This window comes from Rhodococcus rhodochrous, assembly GCF_014854695.1.
In the GTDB taxonomy this organism is placed as follows: Bacteria; Actinomycetota; Actinomycetes; order Mycobacteriales; family Mycobacteriaceae; genus Rhodococcus.
The window spans coordinates 5,211,174-5,224,716 of record NZ_CP027557.1 but is presented as its reverse complement, the minus strand read 5'-3'; the positions used below and the strand labels follow the sequence as shown (position 1 = coordinate 5,224,716).

Annotated in this window: 11 protein-coding genes; all 11 read left to right on the top strand. The window is 65.8% G+C overall.

The window, feature by feature from the left end; all coding sequences use genetic code 11:
* Window positions 1–8 precede the first annotated feature (8 nt).
* The 11 genes from C6Y44_RS23865 (at window position 9) to C6Y44_RS23815 (ending at window position 12,986) form a co-directional block, all read left to right on the top strand.
* The gene (locus C6Y44_RS23865) at window positions 9–1,232 is read left to right on the top strand and encodes an amidohydrolase family protein (RefSeq protein WP_120280794.1); all 1,224 of its coding nucleotides are present in this window, start codon (window positions 9–11) and stop codon (window positions 1,230–1,232) included.
* A gap of 13 nt (window positions 1,233–1,245) precedes the next feature.
* Window positions 1,246–2,121, top strand: a complete 876-nt coding sequence (locus C6Y44_RS23860) for a VOC family protein (RefSeq protein ID WP_120280793.1) — start codon at window positions 1,246–1,248, stop codon at window positions 2,119–2,121.
* Complete coding sequence (locus C6Y44_RS23855; protein WP_183070609.1) at window positions 2,118–3,668, top strand: FAD-dependent oxidoreductase; 1,551 nt, start codon at window positions 2,118–2,120, stop codon at window positions 3,666–3,668. Before C6Y44_RS23860 ends, C6Y44_RS23855 begins: the two co-directional genes overlap by 4 nt.
* The gene (locus C6Y44_RS23850; RefSeq protein WP_120280791.1) at window positions 3,665–4,747 is read left to right on the top strand and encodes a phosphotransferase family protein; all 1,083 of its coding nucleotides are present in this window, start codon (window positions 3,665–3,667) and stop codon (window positions 4,745–4,747) included. Before C6Y44_RS23855 ends, C6Y44_RS23850 begins: the two co-directional genes overlap by 4 nt.
* Complete coding sequence (locus C6Y44_RS23845) at window positions 4,744–5,526, top strand: SDR family NAD(P)-dependent oxidoreductase (RefSeq protein ID WP_225623672.1); 783 nt, start codon at window positions 4,744–4,746, stop codon at window positions 5,524–5,526. The genes C6Y44_RS23850 and C6Y44_RS23845 overlap by 4 nt, the downstream gene beginning before the upstream one ends.
* Window positions 5,527–5,631: 105 nt before the next feature.
* Window positions 5,632–7,350: a CocE/NonD family hydrolase gene (locus C6Y44_RS23840; protein ID WP_120280790.1), complete on the top strand. Its 1,719-nt coding sequence runs from the start codon at window positions 5,632–5,634 to the stop codon at window positions 7,348–7,350.
* A 29-nt stretch (window positions 7,351–7,379) separates the two neighbouring features.
* Window positions 7,380–8,261: an alpha/beta fold hydrolase gene (locus C6Y44_RS23835; protein ID WP_183070608.1), complete on the top strand. Its 882-nt coding sequence runs from the start codon at window positions 7,380–7,382 to the stop codon at window positions 8,259–8,261.
* A gap of 11 nt (window positions 8,262–8,272) precedes the next feature.
* Window positions 8,273–8,584, top strand: coding sequence for a hypothetical protein (locus C6Y44_RS23830; RefSeq protein WP_120280789.1), 312 nt, complete (start codon window positions 8,273–8,275; stop codon window positions 8,582–8,584).
* A gap of 19 nt (window positions 8,585–8,603) precedes the next feature.
* Window positions 8,604–10,094: an FAD-dependent oxidoreductase gene (locus C6Y44_RS23825; protein WP_159417235.1), complete on the top strand. Its 1,491-nt coding sequence runs from the start codon at window positions 8,604–8,606 to the stop codon at window positions 10,092–10,094.
* Window positions 10,079–11,704, top strand: a complete 1,626-nt coding sequence (locus C6Y44_RS23820; RefSeq protein ID WP_159417236.1) for an FAD-dependent oxidoreductase — start codon at window positions 10,079–10,081, stop codon at window positions 11,702–11,704. Before C6Y44_RS23825 ends, C6Y44_RS23820 begins: the two co-directional genes overlap by 16 nt.
* Before the next feature lie 40 nt (window positions 11,705–11,744).
* Window positions 11,745–12,986 (top strand): pyridoxal phosphate-dependent aminotransferase, encoded by a 1,242-nt coding sequence (locus C6Y44_RS23815; RefSeq protein WP_159417237.1) that lies wholly within the window; start codon window positions 11,745–11,747, stop codon window positions 12,984–12,986.
* The last annotated feature ends 557 nt before the right edge of the window (window positions 12,987–13,543 follow it).

Sequence of the window (13,543 nt, the reverse complement as noted above, 5' to 3'; positions counted from 1 at the left end):
GACAAGTCATGAGCACCAAGAAGAACTACACCATCGTTTCGGCCGACACCCATGCCGGCGCAGATCTGTGGGAATACAAGCAGTACCTCGCCTCGAGCTGGCACGAAGAGTTCGACGAGTGGGCCAAGGCATACTCGAGCCCCTGGGACGACCTGGTCAACGACACCGCCGCCCGCAACTGGGACAGTGAACTTCGCCGCAAGCAGATGGAAGAGGACGGCGTCGTCGGCGAGGTGATCTTCCCGAACACCATCCCGCCCTTCTTCCCGTCGATCGTCAACGTGGTGCCGCTGCCCACCACGCAGGAGCAGTACGACCGCCGCTGGGCCGGCATCCAGGCGCACAACCGCTGGCTCGTCGACTTCTGCAAGGAGCTCCCGGTCCAGCGTCGCGGCATGATCCAGGTGTTCCCGCACCAGGTCGAGGACGCGGTCAAGGAGATCTACTGGGCGGCCGAGACCGGCGTCATCGGTGGCGTGGTCATCCCCGCCAGCCCGCCGAACCACCCGACCGTCCTTCCGCACTACACCGGCCACTACGACCCGGTCTGGCGCGCAGTCGAGGAGACCGGTCTCGTCGTCGGCACCCACTCCGGTTCCGGTGAGCCCGAGTACCCGGAGGACCCGGCCACGTCGGCCGTCATGCTCTACGAGTTCGGTCTGTTCACCAACCGCACTCTCTCGCACATGCTCATCGGCGGTGTCTTCGAGAAGTTCCCGAACCTGAAGTTCTCGATGACCGAGCAGGGCGTCAAGTGGGTCCTCGAGACGCTGCACAAGCTCGAGGTGCAGTTCTCCGCAGTCTCCGATCGGCCGTGGTTGGAGATGTTCGTCAAGCAGGCGTTCGACAAGCTGACGCTGCGCCCGAGCGAGTACTTCGCCCGCAACTGCTTCGTCGGTGCCAGCACCATCCGACCCGGCGAGGTTCAGCCGGCCCTCGGCCTCGGTCCCGGAAACGTGATGTGGGGCAGCGACTACCCGCACCGTGAGGGAACCGCGCCTTACACCCGCGAGCACCTCCGTGTCGCGCTGGCCGACGTGGAAGAGGCAGACGCCCGCCGTCTGCTCGGCGAGACCTGCGCCAACCTCTACGGGTTCGATCTCGCTGCGCTCGACAAGATCGCCGAGCGGGTCGGTCCCAGTGTCGAGGAACTGAGGGTTCCGCTGGCCTCCGAGGACTACCCGCGTGACTGCGAGTGGTTCCAGGACGCCATGCAGACCCTCGCGCGGTGACAAGGAAATATCGATGACGATCCACTCGCTCGGCTATCTCCGTCTCACTTCGGTCGACGTCGACGCGTGGACTCGCTTCGGGACCGACGTCCTGGGGATGACCGCGCAACGGTCTCCCCAGGGCGGGGTCGCCTTCCGGATGGACGAGCACGCTGCTCGCCTGGAGATCGTTCCCGGAGATGCGAGCGCTGTCGCCGGTATCGGTTTCGAAGTGGAAAACCGCGGGGTGCTCGACCTTCTCGCCGCCGATCTGACGAGCCGCGGATTCGAGGTCCGGAGCGGGACCTCCGCGGAATGCGACGCCCGCAGAGTGCGTGATGTGCGGCTGGTGAAGGACCCGTTCGGAATGCCGCTCGAGCTGTACAGTGGGCCCTCGCTGGTGCACGATCCGCTCGAAACCCGTCATGTGCGCGAGTTCGTCACCGGTGATCTCGGAATGGGCCACGTCGTCTTCGGCGGCCCCGAGGCCGATGACGCCTTGACGTTCTACCGGGACGTTCTCGGCTTCGTCGACCGCAACACCATGCGTGCGATGGGGCCGGATGGTAGACGGGGTGACGAGCGGATCACCTTCCTCGGCTGCAACCGTCGCCATCACACGGTGGCGCTGATGAAACGGCCGGCGCCCGCGCAGTTGATCCACTTCATGGTGGAGGTCGGTTCGATCGACGACGTCGGCCGTGCGTACGACCGCGCACTCGACTCCGGTATCCCGCAGCGCCTTTCGTTGGGCCGGCACAGCAACGACGGGATGGTCTCGTTCTATTCGACGACCCCCGATGGTTTCACCGTCGAGGTCGGATGCGAAGGGCGCCTGATCGAACCCGGGACACCGACCTACGAAACCACTGCCACCAGCTACTGGGGGCACAGAAAGGTAAGTGCATGACATCGTCGCTCGAGTGCGATGTCCTCGTGGTCGGCGGCGGTGCGGGCGCACTCACAGGCGCTCTCACCGCCGCGACCCTCGGACTCGACGTGATTCTCGCGGAGAAGACCGAGTACCTCGGCGGTACAGCCGCTTACGCCGGAGCCGGATTGTGGTTACCACTGAACAAGGTTTCCGCCGCGGCCTTCGCAGATAGCCGGGAGGAAGTCGATGCGTATGTCGCCGCGACAACCGATGACACCGGTTTCGCCGACCTGCGCGAAGCGTATCTCGATGCCGCGCCGGAGATGATCGACTTCCTCCTGCAGGATCGCTCTCTGGATTTCTACTGGCGAGCCTTCCCCGACTATTACCCCGACGCCCCGGGGTACAAGCCGCAAGGACGCGCAATCTTCCCGAAGCCGCTACCTGCCTTCGCGTTGAGTGGTGTGATGCGGATGATCCGACCGGAACTTCCGCTGATCCGCGGTGGCCACAAGATCGGCAAGACGGTCGAAGGGGGACGTGTCCTGCTGGGCCGCCTCATCCAGGCTTGTATGCGTGCCGGTGTTCGGATCGAACTCGAGTCGCCCTTGCTCGAGCTCGAAACCCGGGAGGGCACGGTCGTCGGTGCACGCCTGGGCGGACGCGACGGTGACATGCGCGTACGTGCGCGTGCCGGGGTTCTGTTGGCAGCGGGCGGTTTCGACCATGACATCGAGATGCGTAAGCGCGAGGGGCATCCGGTCGAGCCGGGATGGCAGATGGGCGCTCCGGGCAGTACCGGTGAAGTTCTCGCCGAGGCCCGACGTATCGGTGCCGGGGCCGAGTTGCTGCACGAAGCCTGGTGGACACCGGCCTTTCACACTCCGCTCGGTCCGTCCTTCCGTGTCCGGGAACGTGGACACCCTGGCTCGATCGTCGTCAATCAGGACGGACGTCGCTTCTGCAATGAATCGCTACCCTACGACCGGATCGGGCGGGCGTTTCGCGCCGGCGTGCTCGACGGCACCTTGACACTGCCCGCCTGGTTCATTGTCGATCAGTCGTACGTGGACCGTTACGGTCTCAATGGTGTGCCGCCCCGTGCGCCGGTTCCGGAAGAGTGGCTTGCGGGTGGCTTCGCGTATCGCGAAGACACGCTCGAAAAGCTCGCAAGTTCCTTGGGGATACCCGCGGACAATTTCGTCGAGACCGTGGAGCGGTTCAACAAATTCGCCGAAACCGGTGTCGACGAGGAGTTCGGTCGCGGCGACAATGCGTTCGATGCGTTCTTCGGCGATCCCGACGTGTACCCGAACCCTGCACTCTCACCACTGGAAAAGGGTCCGTTCTACGCCTTACCGATGGTGCTCAGCGATCTGGGTACCAAAGGCGGGCTACGCGCCGACCCGCATGCTCGCGTACTCGACGAATCGGGCGAGCCGATCACGGGTCTGTACGCCGCCGGAAACATCATGGCGTCGTGGACGGGTTCCTGCTATCCGGGTCCCGGCGCCCCGATCGGTTCGTCCATGGTCTTCGGCTATCTCGCGGCCCGACACATGGTGAACAGGATGGCGGCATGAACCGGACCGGACTGCCGTCGCCCGACACCGCGGGATTCTCGAGTGAAGACCAGGATCCGCGTCTGGCCGACTGGGATCGGCTCGCCGACTGGCTCCGCGAGCGTGGTATCGGGCCGGACGAGGACAGTCGCGTCGAAGTACTCGCCGGCGGCACCCAGAACATCCTCATCCGTTACTCCCATGCGGGTCGCGACCTCGTCCTTCGTCGCCCACCGCTGCATCTGCGCAAGAGCAGCAATTCGGTGCTGCTGCGAGAGATCGAGATCCTCCGGGCGCTGAACGGCACCGACGTTCCCCATGCCGGCCTGGTCGCCGCATGTACCGACGACAATGTCACCGGATGGGTCTTCTACGTCATGGACATGGTCGACGGGTTCAATCCGGCCGTCGTCGTTCCTCCACGTTTCGCCGATTCCCGTGATCTCAGGCGCGATCTCGCCTTCCATGCGATGGACGTGCTCGCGACGATGGGCAATCTGGACCACCGGAGTGTGGGCCTCGAAGAGTTCGGTAAACCGGAAGGATTTCTGGAACGCCAGGTGCCTCGATGGTTGCGGGAACTCGAGTCGTTCAGCGCACTGGACGGTTACGAGGGTGTCGAACTCCCGGGACTCGACCGCATCGTGACCTGGCTCGGGGAGAACCGGCCCGCATTCTTCCGACCCGGCATCATGCACGGGGACTACCACCTCGCCAATCTCATCTTCTCCGAGGACGATGCACGTGTCCTGGCCGTGGTGGACTGGGAGATGGCAACCATCGGCGATCCACTACTCGACCTGGGCCGATTCCTCGCGACCTGGCCGTCGGCCGAGGAACCCATCGGGACCGCCGGCCCCATCTACCGGACCGAAGGTCTGCCCCTGGCCGACGAACTCGTGGACAGGTACCGGGCCACCAGCACTCTCGACGTGAGCGCGGTGGACTGGTACATCGTGCTCGCCTGCTTCAAGATCGGCGTCATCCTCGAAGGAACCCACGCTCGTTCGTGCGCGGGACTGGCCGACCCGGCCGTCGGCGCCCGACTCCACCGGATGAGCCAAGCCCTGTTCCGCCGCGCAGAAAGAATCGTCTCGTGACCACGACCTCCTCACCCGTACAGACCGACCCGTTGTTCGACGTTCGCGACAAGGCGGTGCTGATCACCGGGGGCAGCCGCGGCCTGGGCCTGCAGATGGCACACGCCTTCGCGGCACGGGGCGCGAACGTGATCGTGGCCAGCCGCAAGATCGAGGCCTGTGAGGAAACCGCGGCGGAACTGCGCAACACCTACGGCGTCGACGCCGGTGCCTATGCCTGCAACGTGAGCGACTGGTCGCAATGCGACGACCTGATGGACGCGGTGCACGAGCGGTACGGCCAACTCGATGTGCTGGTCAACAATGCCGGGCTCTCGCCGTTGTATCCGAGCCTCGACAAGGTCGAGGCGGCGCTGTTCGACAAGGTGATCGGCGTCAACCTGCGAGGCCCGTTCCGGCTCTCGGTGCTGGCCGGGACCAGGATGGCCGAAGGCCGCGGTGGTTCGATCATCAACATCACCTCCACCCAGTCGATCAAGCCGCGTCCGCACGCTCTTCCGTATGCGGCTGCGAAGGCAGGACTGAACGCGATCACCGAAGGCCTCGCCCATGCCTTCGGCCCGGAGGTTCGGGTCAACGCGATCCTGTGCGGCCCGTTCCTGACCGAGGTATCCGAGGCATGGGACATGGAGGAATTCGAAGAACGCGCACAGCGGACCATGGCACTGCAACGCGGCGGCCGGCCGGAGGAGATCATCGGCGCAGCACTGTATTACGCCAGCGACGCATCGAGCTTCGCCACGGGAGCAGTGATGCGTCTCGACGGCGGCTACGTCTGACCGAAGGACACGGTGTCCGGGGGATGCGGTCGGTAGCAGAATCCGGTCCCATCCCCCGGCACAGACCTCTGTCGGCATGGCCTTTCGACTCTTAGGTTTCCTCACATGGGAACGCACACTGCGGAATTGATCGTTCAGCGGAACGTCGAAGTGCCGATGCGAGACGGCACGATCCTGCGAGCCGATCTCTATCGACCCGCCGGCGAAGGACCCTTCCCGACGCTGCTGCAGCGCACGCCGTACAGCAAGGACTTCAACCCCGGCCTGTGGGTCGTGCTCGACCCGATCAAAGCCGCTTCCGCCGGTTTCGCAGTCGTGGTGCAGGACGTCCGGGGACGCGGGCGCTCCGACGGCGACTTCTACCCCTTCACCGCCGAAGCCCAGGACGGTGAAGACGCGGTGGCGTGGGTGCGAGCGCAACCCTGGTGCAACGGTGCCATCGGCATGTACGGCAGTTCGTACATGGCCGCGGCCGCCTGGCAGGCTGCCAAGCGATCCCCCGAAGGACTGATGGCACTGGCACCCTTCCAGGCCAGCAGCGACTACTTCGAGGGACGCAGCTACCGCGGCGGCGCCTTCGAACTCGGCGCGCTGCTGGGTGTTTCGCTCAACGCGCTGGGCGGAGGAATCGCTCACCGGATGATCAAGCGTGGCGAGCTGCGCCCGTCCGCAGCGCGGGAGGCCCGCGAAGCGGTCAACGACCTGGCACCCTGGGCCCGGACCGCACCGATCGAGAAGTTGCGCGAGACGGTCCTGGGAGACATCGCGCCGTTCTTCTTCGACTGGGCCGCCGCCGACGATCCCACCTCCGAGGTCTGGACCTCGCTCTCGGTGGAATCGTCGTACCCGAACGTCTCCGTACCGGTCCTTCACCTGAGCTCCTGGTACGACCAGGCGCACGTGGGGACGCTCCGCAACTTCGAGGGAATGACGAGCCGAGCCCCCGAATCCGTACGCGACCAGCAGTTCCTGCTGATGGGCCCGTGGGCGCACCGCGTTCCCCGAGGAAGCACGCTCGGCCAGTTGAAAATCGGCGATCTCTACTTCGGGACGAGCGCGATGTTCGACATGGACAACCTCCAGATCGGATTCTTCCGCAGCGCTCTGGCAGGCGAACCCGCGACATGGCCGTACCCCGAGCGGGTCCGGTTGTTCATGATGGGTGAGAACGCTTGGCGCAACTACTCGCAGTGGCCCCCGGCAGAGGCGCAGACGCGTCGCCTGCATCTCGTCGGCAACGGTACCGCCGCCCGACAGGACGGGACGCTGTCGTGGGATGCACCCGAGCGGGAAGTCGCCGACAGCTGGCAGCACGATCCCACCGACCCCGTGCCCACCTCCGGTGGCGCCCACATGACCCCGGAGGCGGTCTGCCCGGCCGGACCGATCGAACAGACCGAGGTGCAGCAGAGGGACGACGTGCTCGTATTCACCGGCCCCGAACTGACCGAGGACCTCGACGTCATCGGCTGGGTCGACGCCGAACTGTGGGTGGACGGCAGCGCGGTCGATGCCGACTACTCGATCACCGTCAGCGACGTCCACCCGGACGGTCGCAGTTACAACGTCTGCGACGGCTACCTGCACGTTCGGGCAGGTGCAGCCACGGCAGAGGCTCCGATACGGATCAGCCTCGGCGCGACCGCCCAGCGGTTCCGGGCCGGGCACCGCATCCGGGTGCACATCGCCGGTAGCTCCTCGCCACGTCACCCCATCGTCGGGGGGATCGACGGCGCCGTGCGCACCCAGACCGTTCGTTGCGGGGGAGTTGCGGCCTCGGCGGTGCTGCTTCCCATCGTCGACGCAGCCCCTACTGCTTCCTGAACTTCCCGCCCACCTCGATAGGAGACCAGATGCTGGACACGGTAGACATCACCCGCGAGGGAACCCGGCGCACCTTCGACGGCCCCACCCCGCTGAGCTACCACATCGCCGGCGAGGGTGAAGCCTTCGTCATGCTGCACGGCTCGGGCCCCGGTGTCTCGGGGTGGGGCAACTTCGGTGCGAACCTGCCCTTGTTCTCGCAACACTTCCGGACGATCATTCCCGACCAGCCCGGCTTCGGCGCGAGCCCTCGTCCCGAGATGGACCGCCCCTACCATCGGATTTCGTCGGATGCTATCGCGGCCCTGCTCGACGAACTGGGAATCGAGAAGGCGCACGTCCTCGGTAACTCGATGGGCGGCAGCGTCGCAGCGCGTTTCGCTCTCGACCATCCCGACCGTCTCGGCAAGCTCGTTCTGATGGGCCCGGGCGGCGTCGGCGCGGCGATCCTGTCGCCGTCCCCGCCGGAGGGGCTCGGCCGCCTCGTCGAATTCGCCCAGGACCCCACCCGCGAGAAGTTGGTGGCGTGGATGAAGACGATGGTCAGCGACAAGGCGTTCATCACCGAGGAACTGATCGAGGAACGCTGGCGCAACGCCACCGAACCCGGCGCCATCGAATGGCTGCGCCTGTTCTTCTCGCACGTCGGCGGCAAGAGCAAGCGCCCCACCGAAGAGATCCCGTTGTGGGCGCAGGTGCCGAAGATCGCTGCGCCGACGCTGATCACCTGGGGTCGCGACGACCGCGTGACCCCGCTCGAGATGGCGTGGCTTCCGTTGCGTCAGATGCGCGAAGTGGAACTGCACGTCTTCTCGGGCTGCGGTCACTGGGCGATGACGGAGAAGCGCGAGCAGTTCGAGCGCGTGGTCATGGAGTTCCTGACCCGCCCAGTCGCCACGTCCGTGGCGTGAAACGGAGGTAGATGATGCAAGTTCGATCCGGCCAGCGCTACGTCAGCGCGGTATGTGCAACGTCGATCGTGGTGGTCAAGGGACCGTCCTCCGATATCGACCTGAAATGCGGTGGCACGGCGATGGTGGCCGCCGGCACCGACGTGGACTCGCGTCCGGGCCCCGCCGCAGGCTACGACCAGGGCACGATCATCGGGAAGCGGTACTGGGACGAGGAGACCGGCCTGGAGGTCGTGTGCACCTCGGCGGGACCGGGCTCTCTGAGTCTCGGGGATCGGGTTCTGCCCGAACGTCCCCCGCAGCCGCTGCCTTCGTCCGACTGACCCGACCACGAGGAGTCCGGTGAACGACTTCGCAGCTCTGAAGGCATCCGAGATCACCGAGTGGGACCGGCAGGTCGACGTCATCGTCGTCGGATGCGGTGCCGCCGGTGTCTCGGCTGCGATCGAGGCCCGCGTCTCGGGGGCCGAGGTTCTCGCCCTGGAAGCCGCCGGTGAACCCGGCGGCACCTCGGCGATGTCCGGCGGCCTGATCTATCTCGGCGGTGGCACAGCCCTGCAACAGGCCTGCGGATTCGAGGACTCGCCCGAGGAGATGGCCCGTTTCCTCATGGCGGCCTGCGGGCCGCACGCCGACGAGGAGAAGGTGCGGATCTACTGCGAAGGCAGTGTGGCGCACTACGACTGGCTCGTCGACTGCGGTGTGCCGTTCAAGCCGTCCTTCTGGTCGGCTCCCACTGCCGAACCGTGGAACGACGACGGCCTGATGTTCTCCGGAGGCGAGGACGCCGCGCCCTTCGCCGGCCTCGCGAAACCGGCACCTCGCGGTCACTGCCCTGCTGCGCCGTCGGCGTCGCGGCACGGCAGCGCCGGAGGCTTCCTGTTGATGGAGGTGCTCGCGCGTCGCGCCACCGAACTCGGTGTCGAGCAGAGCAACAACACCCGGGTGCGACGGCTCGTCGTCGACGACGACGGAGCGGTGGTGGGGGTCCTCGCCCGCCGGTTCGGTAAGGACCTGTTGCTGGCGGCCCGTCGCGGGGTCGTTCTCACCGCCGGTGGGTTCATCTACGACGAACGGTTGCTCGCCGATCACGCGCCCGCGCTGGTCGGCACCGACAAGCTGGGCGTGGAGGACAACGACGGATCGGTTCTCCGCGCGGCCATGGCAGTGGGCGCGGCGACGGTGCGCATGGACGCCGGTGAAGCCGCGTTCTCGGTACCGCCGGCTCTGGTCAAACCGGGCGTACTCGTCAACGCTTCGGGGCAGCGCTTCATCAACGAGGACGCCTATCTCGGCCGCGTCGGACAGCACGGACTGTTCCGTCAGGACGGACGGGTGTGGTTGATCCTCGACGAGGAGATCTTCGACGCCGCAGAGGAATTCCGCGGTCCTGTCCAACCCGGATTCGTCGCCGAAACCATCGAGGAACTCGCCGAGGAAACAGGTCTGCCGGCCGGCGCCCTCGCCGACACCGTGGCCGCCTACAACCGCGCCGCCGAAACCGGGCACGACGAACGCTTCGGAAAGTCGCCGCGTTGGCTCGCGCCCCTGCGATCACCGTTCGCGGCGATCGACGCGAGCGGACGATTCCGCACCTTCACGCTCGGCGGATTGAAGACCACCCCGGACGGGACGGTGCTCGACCACGACGGTGCGCCCGTGCCCGGGCTCTACGCGGCCGGTCGCATCACGTCGGGTATCCCGGCCACCGGATATGTCAGTGGTGCATCGCTGGGCGACTGCACCTTCTTCGGACGACGCGCCGGGGCATCCGCCGCCCTTGCGCAACCACGGATTTCGGCGAAGGAGACCGTCTCGTGCGCAACCGACTGATCGACGATGCCGCGACCCATCCGTGGCAGGAGGTGTTCGACGTCGTCGTCGTAGGAAGTGGTGCGGCGGGTCTGGTCGCGGCCACCATGGCCGCCGACGGAGGCGCCTCCGTGCTGCTGCTCGAGAAGAGTGCCCGTTTGGGGGGAACCACCGCGCTGTCGGGAGGAGCGGCGTGGATCCCGGCCAACGGTCACGTCGGCGAATTGGGCGGTACCGACTCCCGGGCCGATGCCCTCGCCTACATCAAGGCCCTGGCCGGTGACGACGTGCCGGACCCGGAACTGATCGACGTCTTCGTCGATACGGCACCGCAGATGCTGGACTATCTGGAGCAGCACACGCCACTGAAGATGGCGGCGATCCCGGGCTTTCCCGACTACTACCTGCACCTCGAGGAGATACCGGGACGAACGTCGGGTGGCCGCGCGGTCGAGGCACTGCCGTTTCCCGTTCGGGACGAGCTGCCCGACCATGCCGATGCTCTACCGGTGCGGTCCACCCTGAACATCCTGGGGGAGAGAACGACTCACGCCGAGGAACGCACTCGGCAGGACCCCGACGAACTGGCCGCGGAGATCGCGCGGCGCACGGCCGCCGACGTGCGCGTCAAGGGCGTCGCACTGGTGGCACGACTGCTGCGGGGACTTCTGGATCGCGGGGTGGTCGTCCGCGCCTCCAGCCCTGTCGACGGATTGATCATCGCGGGGGACGACGTGGTCGGCGTGCGATCCTGCGGCGTCGACCTCGGTGCGCGGCAGGCTGTCGTCCTGGCCAGCGGCGGTTTCGAGTGGGATTCCGAATCGGTGCGCGGCTTCATCGGATACGACGTCGTGCCCGTCAGTGCATCCACCAACACCGGCGACGGACTGAAAATGGTGCTCGAGGCCGGCGCGTCGGTGGCGAACATGCGGTCGTATTTCGGCACGGTCGTCGCATACGACCCGGCGCTGACCGAGGCGGGCGAACCGGTTGCCCAGGCGGGCCTGCCGATCCGCACCCATGCGGCCTCGCTGATCGTCGATACTCGCGGTGAGCGGTTCGTGAACGAACACACCCGCTACAACGACTTTCCGAAGGTCTTCGGCAATCACGACACGCGAGGGCCCGGGCTCCCCAATCTCGGTGCCTCGTGGCTGATCTTCGATTCCACTGCCCGTTCCCGGATCGCGGTGCTGTCCGCGGCCCCCGGTGGGCCCGACCCGGACTGGCTGCACCCTTCGAGCGATCTCGACGCACTCGCGCAGCGGATCGGCGTCGACGCCACAGCCTTGACGGCAACGGTCGCGGAGTACAACGACTTCGCGAAGCACGGGATGGACCCGACGTTCGGCCGGCGCGCCCTGGCCCCGGTCGATACGGCGCCCTACTACGCGCTCCGCCTTCATCCAGGAACACTCACCACCACCGGTGGTCCTCGAATCAGCTCGTGTGGCGAAGTACTTCGACACGAGGGTGTCCCGATTCCGGGACTGTTCGCTGCAGGAACCGTGGCAGCCGGTGTCTTCGGACACCTCTACCCGTCCGGTGGTTCTCCGATCGCTGTAGCAATGACCTTCGGATTTCTTGCCGGCCGAAGTGCCGCGGCAGCATCGAGACGTTGGGGTGCCTGAGAGCGAAGTCGTGACGTCCGAGGAAGGGAACGGATCTGAAATGCGTGTTGCGCACAGGGTTGCTGCACTGGCGTCGTCATCGACCGTCGAGTTGGCAGACAGGATCCGCACTATGCGTGCGTCCGGCACCGACATCATCGATCTCACTGGGGGAGAGCCGGATTTCGACACTCCCGCGGCGGTGGTCGATGAAGCTGTCCGAGCTCTGCGCGACGGATTCACCCACTACACGTCGAGCAGCGGTGTACCCGAACTCAGGGCCGCGATCGCCGACAAACTGCGCACCGACAACGGGGTGATCGTCGATCCCGAGTTCGGAATCTGTGTGACCCCCTCCGCGAAACACGCTCTGTTCGCTGCGATCATGACCGTTCTCGATCCTGGAGACGAACTGATGATCATGACACCGGGGTGGGTGAGCTACGAGTCCATGGTGTCCTTGGCCGGCGGCTCGATTGCGAAGGTCCCGTTGGAAGCGCGCGACGGTGCCTTCCGCGTGACCCAGGGAGCGCTGGAGGCGGCGGTCAACTCCCGAACTCGGGCAATCCTGGTGAACACGCCGAACAACCCGACCGGGAACGTGTTGACTGTCCGAGAAGTCGAGACGATCGCCGAATTCGCCGAAAGACACGACCTCTTCATCATCTCCGACGAGATCTACGAGAAAGTCATCTACTCCGGCTACCGTCACCGCAGTCTCGCAGCGCATCCGAAGGCGGGAGCCCGCACATTCACTGTGAACGGATTCTCCAAGGGGTACGCCATGACCGGGTGGAGACTCGGGTATGTCGCCGGACCCTCTTTCGCCATACAGCAACTGCTGAAAGTTCACCAACACACCGTGTCGTGTGCAAGTTCCTTCGTTCAGCGTGGAGGGCTGGCTGCCCTTACCGAAACAGAAGAAGCCGTCACTGACATGACTCGTGAATACGAACGGCGCCGCAACCTTGTAGTGCACGGTCTCAACAGGATTCCCGGAATTCGATGCGCCCTGCCGGAAGGGGCATTCTACGCATTTCCTTCCGTCGAAGAGCTCGGCGTGGGAACCGGTGTCGACACGGCTTCCTGGCTGCTGGAGGAGGCTCAGGTCGCTGTAACGCCGGGGGAGGTCTTCGGTCCGGGAGGTGAGGGCCGCGTTCGATTGTCCTTCGCGGCCTCCTACGATGTTCTGGCCGAAGCGCTGCGCCGAATCGAGACCGTGTGCCGCTACCGGCCGGCAGCGGGGTACGTCACCCCATCAACGATCACCACTTCCCTCACGACCGGCGAGTACACGGTTTGACTTCAGACATCGGGGTTCCCCTCCGTGGGGATCCGTATCGGGTCTGAGGAGTGTTGTCCCGTCAGCCGCTTCCCGCACCGACCCGGCCGCAAGTCCAGACGTGGTCGGTAGCCCATCAGGACTGGTTGCCCCGCACGGCACGTTCGGTCGAGTACGCCCGGATCGCCGTCACGCCGATGTGTCGGCCGGCTCCGACACCGGTTCGCTGTGGCAACCGGTGTTGTCGACCGTGCTCTTGGCCCGGTGACATTCGGAGGAGGGAATTTCGGGGTGAAGGCTTCGGGTGAAGAACCAGGTGGATTTGCCGGTTTTGTACGCTCGGTAAACGACCACACTTTCATCCCCTCGCAAGGTGTGGTCGCGCTGTAGCTCACTCCCCCTCGGGCTACGGCACCGGACTTGTCATCTGGTGAAGGTGGCAGGTTTCAGGGTGTTCAGCTCACCCCTCGGAGCGGCACCCTCCTTGTGCCCGGATCCTTTGGCTCCGGGCACAAGGATCCCGGGAACGATCATGCACGCCCTCGGCGTGCGGAATCGCGATCGTCTCTTGCGTCCCA